Source organism: Sagittula sp. S175 (genome assembly GCF_049800975.1).
Lineage (GTDB): Bacteria > Pseudomonadota > Alphaproteobacteria > Rhodobacterales > Rhodobacteraceae > Sagittula.
Map to the genome: position 1 here is coordinate 1 of NZ_JBNAGB010000011.1, position 21603 is coordinate 21603.

20 protein-coding genes are annotated in these 21603 nt (G+C 64.9%); 5 read left to right on the forward strand and 15 right to left on the reverse strand.

Features of this window, described 5'->3' with window-relative positions:
• Window positions 1-149 precede the first annotated feature (149 nt).
• The 5 genes from denD to ACP16H_RS14625 form a co-directional block, all read right to left on the reverse strand.
• The gene (denD, locus tag ACP16H_RS14605) at window positions 150-1121 is read right to left on the reverse strand and encodes a D-erythronate dehydrogenase (protein ID WP_425072829.1); all 972 of its coding nucleotides are present in this window, start codon (window positions 1119-1121) and stop codon (window positions 150-152) included.
• Window positions 1118-2035, reverse strand: a complete 918-nt coding sequence (locus ACP16H_RS14610) for a sugar kinase (protein WP_425072830.1) — start codon at window positions 2033-2035, stop codon at window positions 1118-1120. The genes denD and ACP16H_RS14610 overlap by 4 nt, the downstream gene beginning before the upstream one ends.
• Window positions 2032-3153, reverse strand: a complete 1122-nt coding sequence (locus ACP16H_RS14615) for a fumarylacetoacetate hydrolase family protein (protein WP_425072831.1) — start codon at window positions 3151-3153, stop codon at window positions 2032-2034. Before ACP16H_RS14615 ends, ACP16H_RS14610 begins: the two co-directional genes overlap by 4 nt.
• Window positions 3154-3220: 67 nt before the next feature.
• Window positions 3221-4609 (reverse strand): FAD-binding oxidoreductase, encoded by a 1389-nt coding sequence (locus ACP16H_RS14620; protein ID WP_425072832.1) that lies wholly within the window; start codon window positions 4607-4609, stop codon window positions 3221-3223.
• A complete protein-coding gene (locus ACP16H_RS14625) occupies window positions 4602-5201 on the reverse strand; it encodes a LysE family translocator (protein WP_425072833.1) in 600 nt (199 codons plus the stop codon). The genes ACP16H_RS14620 and ACP16H_RS14625 overlap by 8 nt, the downstream gene beginning before the upstream one ends.
• A 168-nt stretch (window positions 5202-5369) precedes the next feature.
• Between ACP16H_RS14625 and ACP16H_RS14630 the strand changes: the two genes are divergently transcribed.
• From ACP16H_RS14630 to ACP16H_RS14640, 3 genes are all read left to right on the forward strand, one after another.
• Window positions 5370-6131, forward strand: a complete 762-nt coding sequence (locus ACP16H_RS14630) for an SDR family oxidoreductase (RefSeq protein WP_425072834.1) — start codon at window positions 5370-5372, stop codon at window positions 6129-6131.
• Window positions 6132-6218: 87 nt separating this feature from the next.
• The gene (locus ACP16H_RS14635) at window positions 6219-7139 is read left to right on the forward strand and encodes an NAD(P)-dependent oxidoreductase (protein WP_425072835.1); all 921 of its coding nucleotides are present in this window, start codon (window positions 6219-6221) and stop codon (window positions 7137-7139) included.
• 30 nt (window positions 7140-7169) lie between these two features.
• Window positions 7170-8060 (forward strand): phytanoyl-CoA dioxygenase family protein, encoded by an 891-nt coding sequence (locus ACP16H_RS14640; protein ID WP_425072836.1) that lies wholly within the window; start codon window positions 7170-7172, stop codon window positions 8058-8060.
• 115 nt (window positions 8061-8175) lie between these two features.
• Here the strand turns inward: ACP16H_RS14640 and ACP16H_RS14645 are convergent, their stop codons facing one another.
• Window positions 8176-8874, reverse strand: a complete 699-nt coding sequence (locus ACP16H_RS14645) for an RraA family protein (protein ID WP_425072837.1) — start codon at window positions 8872-8874, stop codon at window positions 8176-8178.
• A 9-nt stretch (window positions 8875-8883) separates the two neighbouring features.
• Window positions 8884-9363 carry a hypothetical protein gene (locus ACP16H_RS14650; RefSeq protein WP_425072838.1) on the reverse strand — a complete coding sequence of 160 codons (480 nt, stop codon included), beginning with the start codon at window positions 9361-9363 and terminating at the stop codon, window positions 8884-8886.
• A gap of 228 nt (window positions 9364-9591) precedes the next feature.
• Here ACP16H_RS14650 and ACP16H_RS14655 point away from each other — a divergent pair, with 228 nt between their 5' ends.
• Together ACP16H_RS14655 and ACP16H_RS14660 are read left to right on the forward strand one after the other, a co-directional pair.
• A complete protein-coding gene (locus ACP16H_RS14655; protein WP_425072839.1) occupies window positions 9592-11373 on the forward strand; it encodes an IlvD/Edd family dehydratase in 1782 nt (593 codons plus the stop codon).
• A gap of 92 nt (window positions 11374-11465) precedes the next feature.
• Window positions 11466-12209, forward strand: a complete 744-nt coding sequence (locus ACP16H_RS14660) for an SDR family oxidoreductase (protein ID WP_425072840.1) — start codon at window positions 11466-11468, stop codon at window positions 12207-12209.
• 40 nt (window positions 12210-12249) lie between these two features.
• Here the strand turns inward: ACP16H_RS14660 and ACP16H_RS14665 are convergent, their stop codons facing one another.
• The 8 genes from ACP16H_RS14665 to ACP16H_RS14700 all read right to left on the reverse strand — a co-directional run bounded on the left by ACP16H_RS14665 (window position 12250) and on the right by ACP16H_RS14700 (window position 21392).
• The gene (locus ACP16H_RS14665; RefSeq protein WP_425072841.1) at window positions 12250-13158 is read right to left on the reverse strand and encodes a DMT family transporter; all 909 of its coding nucleotides are present in this window, start codon (window positions 13156-13158) and stop codon (window positions 12250-12252) included.
• A gap of 56 nt (window positions 13159-13214) precedes the next feature.
• A complete protein-coding gene (locus tag ACP16H_RS14670) occupies window positions 13215-13937 on the reverse strand; it encodes an SDR family oxidoreductase (protein WP_425072842.1) in 723 nt (240 codons plus the stop codon).
• 22 nt (window positions 13938-13959) lie between these two features.
• Window positions 13960-15021: a Gfo/Idh/MocA family protein gene (locus tag ACP16H_RS14675; protein WP_425072843.1), complete on the reverse strand. Its 1062-nt coding sequence runs from the start codon at window positions 15019-15021 to the stop codon at window positions 13960-13962.
• A gap of 149 nt (window positions 15022-15170) precedes the next feature.
• Entirely contained in the window at window positions 15171-16664 is a 1494-nt protein-coding gene (locus ACP16H_RS14680; protein ID WP_425072844.1) for a UxaA family hydrolase, read from the reverse strand.
• Between the two features lie 148 nt (window positions 16665-16812).
• Complete coding sequence (locus ACP16H_RS14685; RefSeq protein ID WP_425072845.1) at window positions 16813-17763, reverse strand: phytanoyl-CoA dioxygenase family protein; 951 nt, start codon at window positions 17761-17763, stop codon at window positions 16813-16815.
• Between the two features lie 117 nt (window positions 17764-17880).
• Window positions 17881-19473, reverse strand: coding sequence for a TRAP transporter large permease (locus ACP16H_RS14690; protein WP_425072846.1), 1593 nt, complete (start codon window positions 19471-19473; stop codon window positions 17881-17883).
• Complete coding sequence (locus tag ACP16H_RS14695) at window positions 19473-20282, reverse strand: TRAP transporter small permease subunit (protein WP_425072847.1); 810 nt, start codon at window positions 20280-20282, stop codon at window positions 19473-19475. Before ACP16H_RS14695 ends, ACP16H_RS14690 begins: the two co-directional genes overlap by 1 nt.
• A gap of 99 nt (window positions 20283-20381) precedes the next feature.
• On the reverse strand, window positions 20382-21392 hold the full coding sequence (locus tag ACP16H_RS14700) for a TRAP transporter substrate-binding protein (RefSeq protein WP_425072848.1): 1011 nt from the start codon (window positions 21390-21392) through the stop codon (window positions 20382-20384).
• Window positions 21393-21603 lie beyond the last annotated feature (211 nt).

Sequence of the window (21603 nt, forward strand, 5' to 3'; positions counted from 1 at the left end):
AAAAAGGGTTTGGCCCTTGTGGTTGGTGTAGTGGGCGAATGGGTTCATGTGGGGCCTTGCTTGGGGGGGGGGGGGGGGCGCTGCCCCCTCGGCCCGTGCCGGGCCTCCCCCCGGAGGTATTTGGACCAGGAAGAAACAGGCGCGCGCGCTCAGGATTGCGCCGGTGCAATGTCTTCTTCGAGGAAGTAGCGGATGTTGTCCTCGAAGCTGTCGTCGGCTTTGAGGCCGAGGCGGGCGGCCTTTTCCGGGCGGATGTCGAGGCGCCAGCCCTTGAGGATCTCGGCGATCTCGGGCTGTTCTTCCCAGCGGATGAGTTTTGCCGGTTCCGGGCCTGCCACGGCGGTCATGGCGTCGATCATCTGGCGGATGGTCCAGACGCGGCCCGGCATGGTCATTGTCGGGTTCTTGCCCATGTCCTCGGCGGGGATTTCCGCGCCTTTGACGAGGTTCAGCGCGCATTGCTTCGGCGAGAGGTAGAAATGCGGGAAGTCGGGGTCGACGGGGCAGATCGCCTCCTGGCCTTGCAGCGGTTCGCGGAAGATCGAGGACATGAAGGAGGAGGCGGCGCGGTTGGCCTTGCCCGGGCGGACGGAGATGGTCGGCAGGCGGAAGCCGCGCCCGTCGATGAAGCCGCGCCGCGTGTAGTCGTTCACGAGGATCTCGCCGATGGCCTTTTGTGCGCCGTAGCTGATCTGCGGGTTGAGCGCCGAGTGGTCGGTGTAGGGCTGGGGCACCTCGCCGCCGAAGACAGCGATGGAGGAGGTGAAGACCAGAACGGGCTTCGTGCCGAGGGCGCGGCAGCGGTCGAGCACGTTGAGGGTGCCGAACATGTTGACCTTGTAGCCGAAGTCGAAGTCCTGCTCGGCGTGGGCCGAGACCACGGCGGCGAGCAGGTAGATGACATCCGTGTCTTCGGTGATGTTTGCCGCGACCGAGGCCGGGTCGGTGATGTTGCAGGTCGTCGCCTCGACCGGGAAGGGGGCGTCGATCAGGGGCGCGTCCGAGAGGTCTGCGAGGGTGAGCTTCGTGATGGGTTTGCCGCGCAGGGTGCCCTTGGCTGCGAGGGCGCGGGCGAGTTTCTGGCCGACAACTCCGGCGCCGCCGATGATGAGGATGTTCATTTGGATTCTCCTTCGAAGAGGGCGGGGGCGAGCGCTCCGCGATGTTGGATGACGTTCGAGGCGAGGGTAGCGGCCTGTTCGGTGGCCTGTTGCAGCGATTGGCCGAGGGCGCGGGCGGCGAGGAAGCCTGCGGCGAAGCTGTCGCCTGCGGCGGTGCTGTCGGTGACTTGCGCGACGGATGGCGGGGTGACTTGGACCGTGCCCTCGGTGGTGTGCCAGGCCGTGGCGGGGGCGCTGCCGTTCTTGACCACGACGGTTGTCGCGCCGCCCCTGGCGTAGCGGGTGACGGTGTCCCGCGGAGTCTGATCGGGGAAGATGCTTTGCTCTTCGTCGAAGGAGGGCAGGACGGTGTCCGCCACCGAGGCACCGAGGGTGAGGCCGTCGCGCATGGCGTCGATGGAGCCCCAGAGTTTCGGGCGCAGGTTGGTGTCGAAGCTGACATGTGCGCCTTGCGCGCGGGCGCTAGCGAGGGCAGCGCAGAAGGTGGAGCGCGCCTTGGGCGGCAGGATGGCGAGGGTGATGCCGGAGAAGTGGATGTTACGCCGACCCTTCAGCATGGCGGCGAGGCGGTTGGGATCGTCGGCAAGGGTCTTTGCCGCCGACTGGCCGCGCCAGTAGGAGAAGCTGCGCTCGCCGTCCTTCAGCGAGATCATGTAGAGGCCGACGGTGCGCTCGGGGTGGCGGGCCAGCGCGTCGGTGTCGAGGCCCTGGGCGCGGATGAAGTCGGCCATGTCGTCCGAGATGGCGTCCTGCCCGATGACGGTGCCGTAGGAGACGGACCACTCAGGCGGGAGCAGGCGGCGAGCGTACCACGCGGTGTTGAAGGTGTCGCCGGCAAAGCCTTGTTTCAGCAGGCCGTCCTGTGCCGGAGCCAGTTCGACCATGATTTCGCCAAGCGAGAGGAAGCTGCTCATAGCAGGCCTCGGGCGGCGAGGTTCTTCATCAGGGCGGAGACGCCGAAGTCCCACGGCGCGCAGTCGGTAGAGAGGCGCACGGTGTTGGTGAGCGCACCCAGTTTCGGTTCCGCGATGGTCACAATGTCGCCGATTTTATGAGTGAAGCCCTGGCCGGGGGCGTCGCGGTCCTCGGTGGGGGCGAAGAGCGTGCCGAGGTAGAGGAAAAAGCCGTCCGGGTACTGGTGATGCGCGCCGATGGTCTGGGCGACGATCGACCCCGGTTTGCGGCTGATCTTCGACATCGACGAGCGGCCATTGAGGGTGAAGTCATCCTCGCCCGTGACGGTGAGGGTCAGTTCGGCGTTTTCCATGTCCTCCATCGTGTAGCTCTCGTCGAAGAGGCGCAGGAAGGGGCCGATGGCGGCGGAGGCGTTGTTGTCCTTGGCCTTGCCCAGCAGGAGCGCGGAGCGGCCCTCGACGTCGCGCAGGTTGACGTCGTTGCCGAGCGTGGCGCCCACGATCTTGCCCTGCGAGGTCACGGCGAGGACGATTTCCGGCTCGGGGTTGTTCCATTTCGACATGGGGTGCAAGCCCACGTCCGCGCCGTGGCCCATGGCGGCCAGCGTCGGGCATTTGGTGAAGACCTCGGCGTCCGGGCCGATGCCGACTTCGAGGTATTGTGACCAGAGGCCCTCGGTTTGCAGGACGCGCTTGACCTCCATGGCCTTGTCCGAGCCGGGCACGATGCCTGCGAGGCTGTCACCGATCACGGCTGTGACCTTCTTGCGGATGGCGTCGGCGCGGTCGGGGTTGCCGGCGGCCTGTTCCTCGATCACCCGTTCGACCATGGACTGGGCGAAGGTGACGCCCGATGCCTTCACCACTTGCAGGTCGCAGGGGGCAAGGAGGCGCATGTCGGGGGGCATCTGGTCGACGCGGCCTATGTCCTCGCCCCGTTGCGCGTGGACGTAGGTCAGCAGGTCGTCGCGTTCGAGCAGGTCGCGCATGGTGGGGGTGTCGCGCGAGGTTATGTCGAAAAGACGGTCGTCGCGCAGAACGCAGATGGCGGGACCCGTGTTCGGGCGCCAGACGCGGGCGAGGAAGGTGCCTTTGGGATCGGGGTTTTGCAGGGTCATCGGGTCATTCCGTTTTGGACAGGTGCGGACGAATTTTCTGCGAAAATTCAGACGTGGGTGTGCGAGGTCAGGCGGGGGGCAGCATCTTGCCCGGGTTGAGGATGTTGGTGGGGTCGAGCGCGGCCTTGATGGCGCGCATGGTGGCGACGGCGACACCGTGTTCGGCCTCCATGAAATATTGCTTGCCGACGCCGATCCCGTGTTCGCCGGAGACCGTGCCGTTCATCGTGAGGGCCATGGCGCCAAGTTGGTGCACGTAATCCTCGGCGCGTTGCATGACCTCGGGGTTGGCGGGATCGACCGAGAGGCCCACGTGGAAGTTGCCGTCGCCCACGTGGCCGACGATGGTGGCGGTCAGGCCCATCTCGGCGGCCTTGTCCTGCGCCCAAGTGACAGCTTCGGCCAGTCGCGAGATCGGCACGCATGTGTCGGTGGGCCAGATGTTTCCGGCCTGTCCGTCCTTGGCCCCCAGCGCGGCGGAGGCGTAATGCGCGTTGTGGCGCATGGCCCAGAGGGCGTTGCGGTCCTCGGTCGTGGTGGCGGTTTGCCAGCCGGAGACGCCGAAGTCCTCGGCAATCGCGCTGAAGGCGTCCGTCTGTTCCTGCACGCCCGCTTGGGAGCCGTGGAATTCGAGGAAGAGGTGGGGGACTTCGGGGAGGCTGCTTTTGGCGTATTTGTTGAAGCCCTTGACCATGAACTGATCGAGCAGTTCGATCCGGGCCATGGGGATGCCGGACTGGATGGTCAGGATCACGCAGTTCACCGCTTCCTCGACGGTGGCAAAGCGGCAGGTGGCGGCGGCGGTGGCCTCGGGCTGGCCGTGCAGGCGGACGGTCATTTCCGTGATGATGCCGAGCGTCCCTTCGGAGCCGATCATGAGGTGGGTCAGGTCGTAGCCGGTGGCGGACTTGCGCGCCTGCGTGCCGGTGCGGATCACGGTGCCGTCGGCGAGGACGACCTCGAGGGCGAGGATGTTCTCGCGGATGGTGCCGTAGCGGACGGCGGTCGTGCCAGACGCACGGGTCGCCGCCATGCCGCCGAGCGAGGCATCGGCGCCCGGGTCGACGGAGAAGAACAGGCCTGTCGCCCTCAGCTCCTCGTTCAGGCGCTTGCGGGTGATGCCGGGTTGCGCGACGCAGAGCAGGTCCTCGGGGGCGACATGCAGCACCTTGTTCATGCGGTTCATGTCGAGGCACAGCCCGCCGTTCAGCGCCAGGTGCTGGCCTTCGAGGCTGGAGGCCGCGCCATAGGCGGTGACGGGCAGCCCGTGGCGATGGCAGATCTGCATGATCTGCGAGACCTCGGCGGTGGTCTCGGGGTAGGCGACGGCGCAGGGCAGGGTTTCCGGGTAATAGGTCTCGTTCTGGCCGTGCAGGCGGCGGTCGGCCTCGGAGGTGGCGAGGCGGTCGCCCAGCAGGGCGGACAGGTCGGCGAGGGCGGTGGACGTGTCAGGCATTCTTGAGACCGGAGATGAGGGCGAGAGCGACCACCATGAGCATGGAGGCGGCCATCGCGTAGTTGATGCGGCGCTGGGTGCGGTCGGAGAGGTTCATGCGGTGCAGCGAGGCTCCGGCGAACAACCAGCCGAGGTGGATCGGGATCCAGATGGCGTTGACGATGACCAGCTTGGCGAGGGTTTCGAAGACGAGGTTGTCGGGGGCAAAGGGGAAGCCCGCGTAGAGGGTTGTGTTGACGGCGTAGGCCTTTGGGTTGATCGCCTGAAGCGCGATTCCGGCGAGGATGGCGGGGGGGGCCTTGGCCTCGATGAAGGCAATGCGCGCGCCGGCAAAGGCGATGCGGGAGGCGAGGTAGAGCAGGTAGGCCAGCGAGGCGGCCATGAGCAGCCAGCGCACCACGGGAACGGACAGGATGATCGCGGCGATGCCGGTGATGACGGCGAGGGTCACGAGGTTGGTGCCGATGAACAGACCCGTCACGTAGCGCAGCCCGGCGCGGAACCCGTAGGCCGCACCAAGCCCCGCCGTGGACAGAACCCCCGGTCCCGGCGTGACGATCAGGAAAAACACGGCTGCGGCAAAGGTCAGCATGGCGCGACCCCGGCGCGGACCATCTGGTCCTGTTTCAAGATGAATCCTCCCTCGCACCGTCCCGGTGCTTGCATCGGCCCCCGGATGGTATACCATTTTGAAGAAAGCGGCTGACGCGGCGGATGTCAACACGGGGGACGGCTGCGCGATGCCCCGCGAAGGAGGAATATGGAACTTTTCAGTCTGACGGGCCGTCGCGCCCTGATCACCGGCTCGTCGATGGGCATCGGGTTTGCACTGGCGCGCGGGTTGGCGCAGGCCGGGGCGACGGTGGTGTTGAACGCGCGCAATGCGGAGCGGCTGGCCGACGCGGCAGAGGTGTTGCGCGGCGAGGGGCTGGCGGTGGAGACGCTGGTCTTTGACGTGACGGACGTGGCGGCTGTGCGCGCAGCGGTGGATGGGTTCGAGGCCGAGCATGGCGCCATCGACATCCTGGTGAACAACGCCGGGATGCAGCATCGCACGCCGTTGGAGGATTTCCCGCCGGAGATGTTCGACCGGCTGATGGTGACCAATGTCAATTCGGCGTTTTACGTCGGGCAGGCCTGTGCGCGGCACATGATCGCGCGGGGCGCGGGGCGGATCGTCAATATCGCCTCGGTGCAGACCTTGCAGGCGCGGCCCGGGATCGCGCCCTACACGGCGTCCAAGGGCGCGATTGCCAACCTGACCAAGGGCATGGCGACGGATTGGGCCCCCAAGGGCCTGAACGTGAATGCCATCGCGCCGGGATATTTCGACACGCCGCTGAATGCGGCGCTGGTGGCCGATCCGAAGTTCTCGGCCTGGCTGGAGGAGCGCACGCCGCAGGGGCGCTGGGGCCGGGTAGAGGAACTGGTGGGCGCTTGCGTCTTCCTGTGTGCGGAGGCGTCGAGTTTCGTGAACGGGCACGTGTTGTTCGTCGACGGCGGGATCACGTCGCGGCTGTAAGGGTCGGGGGCGGCTCTGTCTGGCCCTTGGCCAGAAGCGCCCGCCCGCCGACCCTTGGGCCGTTTGGGACAATTGGGAGGAGAGACTATGACTGACAAACCGATCATCGGCTTCATCGGGCTGGGCTACATGGGCCATGGCATGGCGAAGAACCTCGTGGAGAAGGGCTACACCGTCTTCGTGAAGGGCAACCGCAACCGGACCCCGGTGGACAGCCTCGTGGCGAAGGGGGCGACCGAGGTGGCGACGGCGCGCGAGATGGCGGAGCGCTGCGACGTGATCCACACCTGCCTGTCGAACTCGCCGCAGGTGGAGGCGGTGTTTCGCGGTGCGGATGGTATCCTGGCCGGGGCGCGCGCGGGGCTGGTGGTGATCGAGACCTCGACCGCCGATCCGGTGTCGACCGAGGCGCTGGCGGCGGAGCTGGCTGAGAAGGAGGGGCACATGGTGGATGCGCCGCTGGGCCGGACGCCGAAGGAGGCGGAGGCCGGGACGCTGGATTGCATGGTGGGGGCCGATGAGGACGTGTTCGAGCGTGTCTTGCCGGTGATCCAGTGCTGGGCGGGCAACATCAACCGCGTGGGTGGTGTCGGCGCCGGGCACAAGATGAAGCTGCTGATGAACACCATCAGCATGGGGTATGCGGCGCTGTATGCCGAGGTGACCGTGCTGGGGGCGAAGTCCGGGATTTCACCGCAGACCGTGCAGAAGGTCATCGGGTCGTCGCGGCTGGGCAACGGGTTCTTTGACACGTTCATGCGTTGCGTCGTGGATGGGGAGCGGGACGTGCATAAGTTCTCGATCGCCAATGCGTCGAAGGATCTGCGCTATGCGTCGAACATGGCGGCAGCGGCGGATGTCATGACGCTGTGCCTGTCGGCGGCACGGCAGTATTTCGTGCATGCCGAGGCGACGGGTCATGCGCAGGATTACGTGCCCTGGCTGGCCGACCACGTCGGCGCGCTGAACGGGATCGACATGGTGAAAGAAGCAGAGAAGGGGCGCTGAGGCGTCCCTTTTTCTTTGGGAGGATTGGAGATGCTGACGGAATACCAGAGGGAGTTTTATGCGCGTGAGGGCTATCTGAGGGTCGAGAACGTGCTGACGCCGGAGGAGCTGGCGCGGGCGCAGGAGATCGTGGCGGAATGGATCGAAGGGTCGCGGAGGGTCAGCGAGAGCGATGAGTTGTTTGATCTTGACCGAGGGCATTCGGCGGAGACTCCACGCCTCACGCGGGTGAAGCTGCCGCATCGCAACCATCCATTCTTTTGGGAACTGCTGCGCGGGTCGCGGATCACGCAGGTGCTGAACGACCTGTTGGGGCCAGACACGGTCATCAATACGTCGAAGCTTAACTGCAAGGCTCCAAGCGGCGGGGCTGCGGTGGAGTGGCATCAGGACTGGGCGTTCTACCCGGCGACGAATGACTCGCTTTTGGCCTTTGGTGTGTTGCTGGAAGACATGGACGCGGAGAACGGTCCGTTGATGGTGATCCCGGGCTCGCATCGCGGGCCGGTGTTGTCGCATCACCATGACGGGGTGTTCTGCGGCGCGATTGATCCCGCGGACCCGGATTTCGACCTGTTGAAAGCGGTGACGCTGACCGGCAAGGCGGGGGACATGACGGTGCATCATGTGCGCATCCTGCATGGATCGGCGCCCAATACCTCGACGCGGGCGCGCAAGATCCTGTTCTACGAATGCACGGCGGCGGATGCCTGGCCGTTGTTGGGGGGATCGAGCTACATTCACGGGTTGGGACAGCGCGGGTTTCACGCGGATTTGCTGGACCGGGTGGTTACCGGCGCGCCGTGTTATGCGCCGCGGGTCGAGGCGGTGCCGGTGCGGATGCCTTTGCCGCCTGCGAAGGACAATACGTCGATCTTCAAGACGCAGATGATGGGCGGGATGAAGAGCGCCTTCGTATAGGGGGCGGTTCGGGGCGGGCCCTGCGGGCGGGGGGCTCTGCCCCCGTCTGCCTGAGGCAGACTCCCCCGAGGGTATTTGGATCAAGATGAAGGTCAAGCCTGCGTGCGTGGTGAGGTCAGTAGATCACCACGGCGCGGCCTTCGGCGAGCATCTTGCGGGTGTCGAGGGGTTCTCGGAAGCCGTCGCGGACCTTGGCGGCGAGCTCTTCTTCCATGCGTTTGACCTCGGCAACCTTTGCGATGACGTCGTCGATACGGGCGAAGGGGACGACCACGACTCCGTTCAGATCGCAGACGACCATGTCGCCGGTGGAGACGTGGCGGCCGCCGACGACGGCACTGGTGGCGGTGACGCCGGGGCCGTTGGCGGAGGGCGAATTGGGGTTCAGGCCGGTGCACCAGCAGGGCAGGCCGGTCTTTACGATGCCCTCGTAGTCGCGCATCGGGCCGTCGGTGACGAAGGCCGCAGCGCCGGCGTTCTTCAGCATGCCGGACACCTGGTCGCCGATGGTGGCGCATTTCTGGTTGCCGTGGGCGGCGTGCACGAGGATGTCCCCGGGAAACATGTGTTCGATGGCGCCGAGCGTGGCGATGATGTCGGACGGGCCGCTGTCGCAGACCAGCGCCGGACCGGCGGCGAAGGTCGGCAGGTCGCGCCCGAAGCCCAGCGGCGAGATCGTGGTGTCCATGGCGGCGGTGCCGCCCATGGCGTCGGCGATATGCGCGGTTTCGACCCCCTGAAAGGCGGCGATCTGGGCCTCGGTCGGGCGGGGGGCAGAGGCGATGAGCGTGAGGGCGGGCGGGGATTCGATCATGGGGTCCTCTCAGTCCTTGGTGACGCGCCACAGAAGGCGGATGTAGGCGAGGCCGGTCGCGGTGGCTTCGCAGCGGGTCTTTTCCAGCAGGAGCCGGTCGTCTTCGATTTCGGTCAGGTGGCCGAGTTCTTCGAGCCGGTCGCATTGCAGGAGCCCGGCGAGCAGGTCGTATTTCGTGTCGATGCGGGTGCGTGCGCCAATCTGTTCGGGCGCGTCGTGGGTGATCTCGTCAAGGCGCGCGGCGGTGGCGCGGGTCCAGGCCTCGCGGGCCGTGTCGAAGCATAGGGTGACGAGGGCCGGGGTTTCGGCGCTGATCGACTGGCAAGGGGCGTGGACCTGCGCGAGGCAGAGTTTCGGGTCGGCGCCATCAGAGCGGGCGCGTTCGACGCAGGCAGGTGTGGCCGCCGTGGAAATGTCCTGTGCCAGTGCGGGCAGCGTCCAGCCGGTCAGCAGGAATGTGGCGGCCAGGGCCACGGGTCTTGAAAACATGTATCCTCCGGCACCCTTCGAAGGGGTGTCTTTGCGATGGTATACCAGATGGCCACGGGCAGGTTGTCAAGGGGTGGCTGCGCAGGGTGCTTGCATTTGGTATACCAAATGGCAAGGATACCGCAGCGGCGCCCGCCGGGATTCGGGCTGTTTGGGCTTTGGTCCTTGCAGTGATCCGAGGCAAGGATGCGCCCGACCAGACAAGCCCGAACCGGGCAGGGAGGAACAATGTCAGACACCCGCGCGAACAAGCGGTTTCGTAGCCAGGAATGGTTCGACAACCCGAACAACCCGGGGATGACGGCGCTGTATGTCGAGCGTTACCAGAACAGCACGTACACGCAAGAAGAGCTGATGTCCGAGCGTCCGGTGATCGGCATCGCAAACAGCGGCAGTGACATCGCGCCCTGCAACAAGATCCACGTCTTCCTGATGGACCGGATCAAGGCGGGCATCCGTGAGGCGGGTGGCATCCCGATGGAATTCCCGGTGCATCCGATCCAGGAGACGGGCAAACGGCCGACGGCGGCTTTGGACCGGAACCTGACGTATCTTGGGCTGGTGGAGGTGCTGCATGGCTACCCCATCGACGGGGTGGTGCTGACCACGGGCTGTGACAAGACCACGCCTGCCATGCTCATGGGTGCGGCCACGGTGGATATTCCGGCCATCGCGCTGAACGGCGGGCCGATGCTGGACGGGTGGTGGAAGGGCAAACGCGCGGGCTCGGGTGCGATCATCTGGGAGAGCCGTCGTCTGCTGGCCGAGGGCAAGATCGACTACGAGGAGTTCATGAGCCGGGTGTGTTCGTCGGCGCCCAGCCTTGGGCACTGCAACACGATGGGCACGGCCTCGACGATGAATGCCATGGCCGAGGCGCTGGGCATGTCGCTGACCGGGAACAGCGCGATCCCGGCGCCGTTCCGCGAGCGGATGGCCATGGCTTACGAGACCGGCAAGCGAATCGTGCAGATGGTGCTGGATGATCTGAAACCCTCCGACATCCTGACGCGGGAAGCATTCGAGAATGCCATCGTAGTGAATGCGGCGATTGGCGGGTCGACCAACGCGCCGCCGCATTTGCAGGCCGTCGCCCGCCACGCCGGTGTCGAACTGAACGTGAAGGACTGGGAGACGGTCGGCTTTGACGTGCCGCTTTTGGTGAACATGCAGCCTGCGGGGGAGTACCTTGGCGAAAGCTTCTTTCGCGCGGGCGGGGTGCCGGCAGTCATGGGCGAGTTGCGCAAGGCGGGCCGCATCCATGACGGCGCGATGACCGCGACGGGCAGGCCCATGGGTGAGAACCTCGATGGGTGGGAGAGTCAGGACACCGAGGTCATCAAGACCTACGATGCCCCGATGCGCAAGAATGCAGGGTTCAAGGTGCTGACGGGCAACCTGTTCGACTCGGCGCTGATGAAGACCTCTGTGATCTCGGCGGACTTCCAGAAACGCTTCCTGTCGCATCCCGGGGCCGAGGGGGTCCACGAGGCGCGGGCCATCGTGTTCGAGGGCCCGGAGGATTACCACGACCGGATCAACGAGCCGGCCTTGGCCATCGACGAGAACTGTATCCTGTTCATTCGCGGTGTCGGCTGCGTGGGGTATCCCGGTTCCGCCGAGGTGGTGAACATGCAGCCGCCGGACGCGCTGATCCGGGCAGGCATCAATCATCTGCCGACGGTCGGGGATGGCCGTCAGTCCGGGACATCGGAAAGCCCGTCGATCCTGAACGCCTCGCCCGAGGCGGTGGTCGGCGGTGGTCTGGCTTATTTGCAGACCGGCGACATGGTGCGCCTGGACCTGAACGCGTCGCGCATGGACGCGCTGGTGGACGAGGCAGAGTGGCAGGCGCGGATCGATGCCTGGGAGGCACCGGAGATCGTGAACCAGACGCCATGGCAGGAGATCTATCGCACCCATGTGGGCCAGCTGGCCGATGGCGGCTGTCTGGAACTGGCCACGGCCTATCAGAAGGTGGCCAGGGCGCTGCCGCGTGACAATCACTGAGCCATTTGCCCGGCGGTGAGACCGGGGAGGCGCTGCCTCCCCGGACCCCTCCGAGGTATTTTTGAAACCAAAGAAGCAGGGAGGGGGCGCGCATGTCTGACGCGAAATCCATCATCATCACCGGGGCTGGGGCCGGGATCGGCAAGGCCTGTGCGCTGAAGTTCCTTGAAGCGGGCTGGAAGGTCGGCCTCGTCGGGCGGCAGCCGGGGCCGTTGGAAGCAGTGGCCGATGGTCACAAGGGCGCGCTTGTGCTGCCGGGCGACGTGGCGCAGGAAATGCAGGTCGAGCAGATTTTCAATCGTGCCGCCGCCGAGTGGGGGCATATCGATACGCTGTTCAACAACGCGGGCGTGTCGGTCATGGGCGCGACCATCGACGAGATCAGCGTGGCCGACTGGCGGCGCTGCATGGATATCAACGTCACCGGGTCGTTCATCTGCGCCCGCGCGGCGTTCAAGCGTATGCGCGCGCAGGACCCGCAGGGCGGACGGATCATCAACAATGGCTCTGTCTCGGCGGATGTGCCGCGCTGGGGATCGGCACCCTACACGGCGTCGAAGCACGCGGTCACGGGGTTGACGCGGTCGATCTCACTCGACGGGCGGCCGTTCAACATCGCCTGTGGGCAGATCAACATCGGCAATGCCCTGACGGACATGGCGGAGGCGATGACCAAGGGCGTGCCGCAGGCGGATGGGTCGATTGCGGTGGAACCGGTGATGGATGTGCGCCACGTGGCCGACGCGGTCCTGCACATGGCGGAGCTTCCGCTGGAGGCCAACGTGCAGTTCATGACGGTGATGGCGACCAACATGCCCTATATCGGGCGCGGCTGAGGTCTTTTGGTTTCGTAGCAAAGGGGGCTTCGGCCCCCTTTTATCGTTGTACTGGCAGGGGACGCCGAACCTTGCCGCGGACCATGCGTTCGCGTTGCCAGATGTAGAGGCCAGAGGCGATGATGATGGACCCGCCGCCCAGAGTGTAGATCGTCGGCAGCGTGTCGAACAGCAGCCAGCCTGCAAAGGCGGCCATGAAGAGCTGGACGTAAATCACCGGCGCAAGGATCGACGCGTCCGCCATGCGGTGCGCAACGGTGGCGCAGATATGCCCTGCTGCACCGAAGCAGCCGATCAGAAGGAACGGGAGCCACGCGGTGCCTTCGGGCCATGTCCAATTCTGGAAGACGAACGGCATGAGTGCGAGGGCTGCAAAGCCTGAGGACCAGAGTTGTTGCGTGGCATTGGCTTCGATATCGGCCAGCATCCGAGTCATGACAAAGTAGAGCGAGGCGCAGACCAGCCCGCCCAAGGTCAGGAACATGGCCGGGTGAAACTCCGCCCCCCAGGGCTGCATGACGACAAGCACGCCGATGAAGCCGGTGCAGACGGCGACGATGCGGCGCAGGCCGACCTTTTCGCCCAGAAGCGGGATCGCCAGCAGGGTGATGACGATGGGACCGGCGAACATGATCGTGGTGGTCACGGTGATCGGCAGGAACTTCAGCGCCATGAAGTTGAGAATGGTCGACCCCAGCAGGAAGGTTGAGCGCAGCAGTTGCCGCCATGGTGCATGGCTGCGGAAGGCAGAGGGATCACGCAGGCCGAAGGCAAGGACGGCGACAATGAAATGCCCGGTGTAGCGGGCAAAGACCACTTGCAGCGCGGGCAGTCCGGCGAGGATCAGGAGCTTCGCCGAACTGTCGATGCAGGTGAAGAAGGCCACGGCCAGGACCATCAGCAGGACGCCGGTGCGGGTGCGCTCCTCGCGCGGTTTTGCTTCGGTCATGGCCTTGTTCCCCGTGCATGAGCCTGTCGGTCGCGCCTTTAGGTCGCGCTTGTGGGTTACGCTGCCGCCCAACCGCCGTCGATCACATGCGCCTGACCGGTGGTGAAGGCGCTCTCGTCCGAGCCGAGGTAGATGGCCAGGTGCGCGATCTCTTCGGCGGTGCCGATGCGGCCCATGGGCTGGCGGGCCTCGAAGGCGCGGCGTGCCTCGTAGTAGTCGCCCATGGCGCGCAGGCGGTCATGCAGCGAGGGGCTGTCGACGGTGCCGGGGCAGATGCAGTTCACGCGGATGCCCTGCTTGACGTAATCGACGGCGACGGATTTCGTCAGGCCGATGACGGCGGCCTTGGACAGGCCGTAGATGCAGCGGTTGGGCGCGGCAACAATGCTGGACGCCACGGAGGCGATGTTGACGATCGAGCCGCCGCCGCGTTCGATCATGCCGGGCAGCGCCGCCTGCATGGCATGGAATTGCGATTTCACGTTGAGCGCGATGGCGAAGTCGAACTCGTCATCGGTGCCGTCCAGCAGCGGGCCGGCGTGCACGAAGCCTGCGCAATTCACGAGGATATCCGGCGCGGCATTTTCGATCGCCGAGGTCAGCGCGGCCTTGTCGGTGACGTCCAGCGCCTGCGTGGTGGCGTCCAACCCGTCCAGAAGGTCGGCCTTCAGGTCGGTGGCCGTGACGGTCGCGCCCTCGCGGGCAAAGCTTTCGGCAATGGCGCGGCCGATGCCCTGTCCGGCGGCGGTGATGAAGGCGCGTTTTCCTGCAAGTCTCATGTCTCGTCCTTTCGCGGCGGGGTCAGACCCCGGTGTAATCTCCCGGCACATCCGCCGGCGTGACAGGGCGCGCTGTTTTGCCTGACAGGGCGCATGCCAATGTCATCTCCATGGCGGCGATGCCGTCCGCAGCGGTGCAAAGCACGTCGTCGCGACCACCGGCGACCACCGCGGCAAAGCGGTCGATCTGGGCCAGCAGCGGATCGAGCTTTTCGAAGCGGCGCGCGTCGTGCAGCGCGAGGGGTTTCGACCACTCGATCTCTCCGGGCGCGGAACGGCCCCATCGCGTGACAGACGGAAAGGCCAGCGCACCCTCGGTGCCTATGATGCGCAGGTAGTCCTCGCCGGATCCGGCAATGGCGGGGTTCTCATGGCTTGCCGCTTCGAAGGACCACGGTGACGCGCCAGCGTCCGAGATCAGGAACGACCCCAGGGCACCATTGGCAAAGCGAAAGGCCAGGGCGGCGGTGTCCTCGATCACAAGACCACGGCGGGCGGAGGACAAAAGGGCTGTCGCTTCGATCATCTCGCCCACGAGAAAGCGCAAAAGGTCGATTTCATGGGTCAGGTTGGTCAGCAAGGGGCCAGCCCCGGGCGCGCGCCGCCAATCTGCCTCGTAATAGCTGTCATGCTTGCGAAGCGACCAGAGACCCTGAATACCGACGAGGTCTCCGATCTCGCGCAGGGCGTCGCGTGCAGCGATGGAGAACGGGTGGCAGCGACGATGGTGCCCGGTAAAAAGGGGCAGGCCCTTGGCTTCGGCCTGATCGCGCATGAGGCGCGCCTCGTCCAGCGTGGCGCCAAGCGGCTTCTCTCCGATGACGGCCCATCCGCGCGTCAGACAGCCCGTCACAGAGGTAAAATGGTCCTGCGTCGGAGTGGCGACAATGGCGGCCTGTACGTGCCCGGGCACATCATCCAATGCGGCAACCATCGGCAACCCGGCCTGCTCCAGCCTGTCGCGCAATGCCGCGTGAGGCTCCACGACGGCCACAAGCTTGATGTGGGCAGATTGGCGCGCCACGTCGATATGGCGCTGTCCGATGGACCCTGCGCCCACGATACACAGCGGAAGTCCGGCCATTGCTAACCCTTTCGCACTTGATTTGGGGTGATGGTCGACGCACCGCCCCTGCCTTCATCTTGATCGAAATACCTCGGGGTTCGGGGCAGAGCCCCGCCGCGCCCGAAGGGCGCGCAGGTCGCCCCGGCCAAAGAACGGGGCGACGTTCCCTACATCACGGCGCCAATCTGCCAAGGCACGAATTCATAGTCGCCCAGGCCCTGTTCCTCGGACTTCGATACCTCTCCCGAGGCCATGCGCAACCACATCTCGTAGATCTCGCGGCCTACCTCCTCGACGGTCTTGCCCTCGGTCAGGATGCTGCCGGCGTTGACGTCCATGTCCTCGGTCATTCGGTTGTACATCTCGGTGTTGGTGGCGACCTTCATCGAGGGACTGGGTTTCGCGCCGAAGGCAGAGCCGCGCCCGGTGGTAAAGCACACCAGATTGCAGCCGCTGGCGATCTGACCGGTCACCGAGGCGGGGTCGTAGCCGGGGCTGTCCATGAAGGTGAAACCTTTGGCGGTCACCGGTTCAGCGTATTTGTAGACCCCGGTCAAAGGCGTGGTGCCGCCCTTTGCCGCGGCCCCCAGCGATTTTTCCAGGATGGTGGTCAGGCCACCTTTTTTGTTGCCGGGTGAGGGGTTGTTGTCCATCGAGCCCTTGTTGCGGGCGGTGTAGTCCTCCCACCAATGGATCAGGTCGACAAGTTTCTCGCCCACTTCCCGGTTGCTGGCGCGGGCGGTCAGCAGGTGCTCGGCACCGTAGATCTCGGGCGTCTCGGCCAGAACGCCGGTGCCGCCCTGGGCCACGAGAAGGTCACAGGCATAGCCGACGGCGGGGTTGGCGGTGATGCCGGACCACGCGTCCGAGCCGCCGCATTGCAGCGCGACCATCAGCTCGGAGGCCGGGCATTCCTCGCGTGTGGCCTGGTTGACGATGGGCAGCATGGCTTCGATCTTCTTGATGCCCAGATCGACGGTCTTGCGCAGGCCGCCCACGTCCTGGATGTTCATGGACTGGAACAGGGGGCCGGGCTGCAGACCGTAGGCCTCGACCAGCCAGTCGATCTGGTTCATCTCGCAGCCGAGGCCCGCCATCAGCACACCCCCGACATTGGGATTGCGGGCGTAACCCCACATGACGCGCTGGAGGGCTTCGAAGCCTTCGGAGCCCTGACCCGCCATGCCGCAACCGGTGCCATGCACGAAGGCGACGACGCCGTCAACGTTCGGGTAGGCGGCCAATTTTTCATCCGAAAAATGCGCCGCGATCCTGCGGGCGGCGGTGGCGGAACAGTTCACCGAGGTGAGGACGGCAATGTAATTCCGGGTGCCGACGCGGCCCGTAGGGCGTTTGTAGCCCATGAAGGTGTCGCGCGACGTGACCGCGGGGGCGGGGCGAATATTCGTCGAATATTCGTACTCCGTGTCGACGTTGCGGAACTCGAGATTGTGGGTGTGGACATGGCTGCCGGTGGCGATGTCTTCGGCAGCGTAGCCGATGACCTGTGCGTATTTGATGACCGCTTCGCCCTTTGCGATGTCCTGCGTGGCCAGCTTGTGACCGCGTGGGATCAGTTGGGTTGCGCCGTGCTGGCCGACTTCGAGGGCGGTGACGGCGGTGACGACGTTGTCGGCATCTGAGAGGCGGACGGTGCTCATGTTGACCTCGGGTCTGTGGCGGAGGTGGAGGATCGGGGGCCAGCCCCCGACCCCCTGCGGTATTTGGAAAACCAAAGAAGCAGGGGGCGGTGATCTACTAATATGCCAGTCATGTCTGCGCCTTCCAGCCGCAGGTTGCAAGGGGGACTCAGGCGCAGACGGGGGCGTCGGATGACCAGCGGTGGATCGGGATGTGGGGACGGGTCGCCAGTTCGGCGCGCGCGGCTTCCCACAGGCCTTTCCACGCCTCCCAGTCGCGCAGTTCGGCGGCCGGATGGGCTTCGGACCGGGCGATAAAGGAGGGAAAGTGGCTGCGTCCTGTGGGGTGGCCTGTCACGTTGAAACGGATGTCGAAGGACCAGCGGAAGTCCTGCGACTGGTTGGCCAGAGACGCGTGCGGCGTCAGGGGATGGAAAAGCACCGCGCCGCCAGCCTTGACCGGGAGGGTCAGCGCCTTTGTCTCGTCGAGACATCCGGGCGCGATGGCGGTCTGCTTCTGCGGACAGTGTGGATACATTTGCGGTTTGCCGGGGACGACCTGCAGGCAACCGTTCTCGACCGTGGCGTCCGAGATCGCCAGCCAGACAGTGACCATCCGGGTGCTGTCGGCCTCGGCATGGGCGACGGCCTTGTCCTGATGCCAATCCGTGGCCGTGATGTGGGCGCGGGGTTCGTCCTTTACCAGGGTTGGAGCCGGGGGCTTCAGCCGGACGTGCTGGATGGGGTTGGAGGTCAGTTCCGGGCCGATCAGGTCCTGCACCATGTCCAGCAGCCGCTTGTGTGTGATCATGTCAAAGACGGCCGGGCCAAAGTGAAAGGGAGTATCGGCAGTGATCTCGCCGCCCGGCAGGGAGATGTCCATCGGTTGGAACCAGTCGCAGCCTGCGGCGTAGGAGGTCAGCAGCTTTTGCCAGAAATCCTGATCCCCGGCGGAGGGAACGCGGCCTTCGGTTTCCCATCCGGCATAGAGGCGGTCGAGCAGGGCCGCATATTCAGAGCGGACGGCGTCGAGGGTCGCGGTGTCGAGCACGTTGTCGACGACGAGGTAGCCCTCGGTCTCGAACTGGCGGATCTGATCGTCGGAGAGCATCAGGGACATGGGTGTGCCTTTCCGTGAAACGCGCGGCGCGCGCGGGCGGGTCGGGAGCAGGTCCGGCGCAAAGCGCGAGTGGCAGTCAGTGGTTCAGGGGCGCCGTGTGGGGCGCCCCTGCGAGGATCAAAGGAAGATCGTCACGATTGGCGGCCATGCCAGCAACACCAGCAGCGCCAGAAGCTGCAGGGCGATGAAGGGCAGGAAGCCTTTGAAGATGTCGGTGAGCGAGATATGCGCAGGGGCCACGGACTTCAGGTAGAAGGCAGCCGGACCGAAGGGCGGCGACAGGAAGCTCACCTGCATGTTCATGCAGAACACCACGCCGAACCAGATCGGGATCATGCGCGCGTCGATGTGGCCGAACCAGCCGATTTCTTCGGCGGGCAGGCGGGTGACGATGGGCAGGAACACCGGCATGATGAGCAGCACGATCCCCACCCAGTCCATGAACATCCCCATGATGAGGAAGATGAACATCATGATGAGGATCACGCCCATGGTCGGCATGTCTGCGCCCACGATCAGGTTGGCCACGTAGGTCGGGCCGCCGGCCAGCGTGTAGGCCGCTGCCAGAGCCGCCGCGCCGATGGTGACCCAGATGATCGTGCCGGTGGATTTCACCGTGCGCATCAGCGCGTCCCAGACGATTTCGAAGGTCATCTCGCGGCGCAACAGGCCGATGACGAAGACAGCGACGACGCCCATGCCCGCAGCTTCGGTGATGCCGGTGATGCCGCCGTAGATCGAGCCGAGGACAACGCCGATCACGACAGTCGGAGCAATCAGGCCGCGGCCCATTTCCCAGCCTTGCGCGGTACGTTCCTTGCCCACCAGGACAAAGGCGACCAGTCCGAAAATCACGAAGGCACCGGCCAGCCAGGGCAGGTCAGACGTCATGCCCAGCAGGATCGGATCGACGCCTTCGGTCGGCACGTTGGCCCCGGTGACGGTGAAGAACAGAGCGCGCAGGAAAAGGGCAGCCGTGATGTACATGCCGAACTTCGACAGGAAGCCGAGGAACATCATGCTCTTCTCGCGGCCTTTGGGGGCGGTCGGGTCCTCGGGCGGCAGCGGTGCCATGTCCGGATTCATCTGGGTGCGGACGATGATGTACACGATGAAGAACGAGGCCAGCATGAAGCCGGGCAGGAAGGAGGCTGTGAACAATGCCTTGATCGAGGTTTCCGTCACCAGCCCGTAGAAGATGAGGACGATGGACGGTGGAATCATGGTGCCCAGAGAGCCGGAGGCGCAGATCGTGCCGATGGCGAGGTTCTGGTTGTACCCAAGCCGCAGCATCTGGGGCAGGGCGATCAGGCCAAGCAGCACGACTTCGCCGCCGATGATGCCTGACATGGCGGCCATGATGACGGCCATGACCGAGGTCACGATGGCGATGCCGCCGCGCACCCGGCTGAGCCAGACGTTCAGCGAGGAATACATGTCCCGCGCGATGCCGGATCGCTCCAGCAGTGCCGCCATGAAGATGAAGAGTGGCACCGAAATGAGGACGTAGTTCACCATCTGCCGGTAAACCGCCTGCCCGAGGACGGAGAACGGGCCTTTGCCGAAGGAGCGGAAGAGGATGTCCGCGTCGAATTTCATCAAGAGCGTGACGACTGCCAGGAATGCCGAGGCAAAGCCCAGCGGCATCCCGATCGCCAGCAGGGCGAACATGCCCAGCAACAGGACCAGGGAGATCGTTCCAACGTCCATCAGTGTTTCTCCTCGAGGGTCTTGCGGATGTTCTCGATCTCGTGCTCGTCGATGTCATCGGCGGAGTGATGTTCAGGCGCCTTGTTCCAGTCCGCGATCAGGTTCGAGATGGCTTGCAGCCCGACGAGGATCGCGATGATCAGAACGGTCGCCTTGACGGTGCCGGGAATGGGCGGATCCCAGGCGGAGCCATAGCCTTCGAGGGTCAGCAGGCGCTTTTCGGCATCGGCGTATCCCCCCCAGACGAGGCAGAAGATGAAGACCCAGATCAGGAAGACCGAGACCACATCGGAGGCCTTCTGCATCCAGCGCGGCATCAGGTCGTAGATGACGTAGATCCGGATGTGGCTGCGCTGCTGCATGGCATAGAGGCCGGAGAACAGAAAGACGAAAGCCGCGATCCACAGCGACAGTTCATTCGCCCAGAGCGTGCCCCCGTTGAAGACATAGCGGGCAACGACTTCGAAGCTCATGGTGATGACGATAAATACCGTGGCCAGCATCGAGAGGCGCCCGAGGATGAGGCTCACGATGTCGAAGGGGCCGGAACGGTCTACCTCGATCACGCCCTTGATGTCGGACATCCAGATGGCGCCGAAGAGCAAGGCCAGAGACAGGCAGATCAGCATGGCCCAGACGATCGGACGCCCGGCGGGGCGGATCATCTCGTGCATGCCGATAGGCTCGGCGGTGACGAATTGTGCAATGACGAGCCAGACATAGATGGCTGCCGTCAGGGCCATGAAAAGAAACATGGCCGACTTGATTGGTCCCCGGAGGGATCCGAGCCAGACGCTCTCCCCGTTCATGTGTTGCCTCCCCGCAATTCACGAACTCTTTGTTTGTATTGTGAAAACGGCGGGCCCTTTGCCCGGGCCCGCCGTCCGTTTCAAACCGTCAGTCGCGCATCACTGGGACAGCAGGCCCAGGTCGCTGAGGTACTTGCGGTGGCTTTCCACCAGTGCGGCAGCTTCGGGCGAGCGGGTTGCCCAGTCGTCCCATGCCACCTGCGCGCCCTTGCGGAACGCGGCGCGGTCTTCAGCGGACCAGTTATGCAGGGTCACGCCCTTTGCGGTCAGCATGGCTGCCGCTTCGGCGTTCTTCTTTTCGTTCGACAGGGCGGTGTGCAGGGACAGTTTCTGCATCGCGGTGTCGATGATGCGGCGATGTGCGTCGCTCAGGCCGTCCCACACGTCCTTGTTGCAGGCGAGGTGGTCGGAGGGCATCGAGTGGAAGCCGGGGTAGGTGGCATGGTTCACAAGGTCATAAAGACCGAGGCCCACGTTGTTCGACAGGCCCGACGCGTCGGCGCCGTCGATGATTCCGGTTTCCAGAGCGGTGAAGATCTCGGTGAAGTCCATCACGATCGGCTGCGCGCCCAGACCTTCGAAGATCTCGGTTTCCAGACCCGGAGGCGAACGGAACTTCCAGCCCTTCAGGTCTTCGAAGCCGGCCAGCGGCTTGGACGAGGACAGCGATTCCTGACCGTAGATCCACCAGCCGATCAGCTGCATGCCCTGCGCGTTGTACAGCTCCTGCGCGGCATCGTAGCCACCGCCGTAGTAGAGCCAGGACAGCTGCTGCCACGGGGTGTCGTAGCCACCCATGATGTCACCGACGAACTGGAACGCGGGGTTCTTGCCGGTCTGGTAGGCGCCGCCGGTCATGTCGCAGTCGAGGATGCCGTTGATCGCGGCGTCGAAGGTCTCGGTCGTGGCGACGACGGACGAGGAATAGAACATCTCGATGTCGATGGCGCCGCCGGACATGGTTTCGATGTCATCGGCGAACTGCGCGGCCAGGATGCCCGAGGGATGCTCGGAGGCGTAGTGCGTCTGGATACGCAGGGTCACGTCCTGTGCGGAAGCGGCAGTTGCAGCAATGGCAACGGCCGCGGCCGTCGTCAGAAGTTTCTTCATGTTGTCCTCCCGTGTGACGGCTCAGAGCGGCCGCCTTCATGAATTAGGAAAGGCTCCTCCGCCTCCCGTTTCAGGATGGTATACCAACCCGGTGTTCGCACGCTAACGAAACCCCCGTCGACAGGCAAGGATTTTTGGTATACCAAATTTCGACTATGGGAGGCCTTGCCCATTGGGTAAGGAAAACGGCGAAAAGTCAGAAAAAACCAGA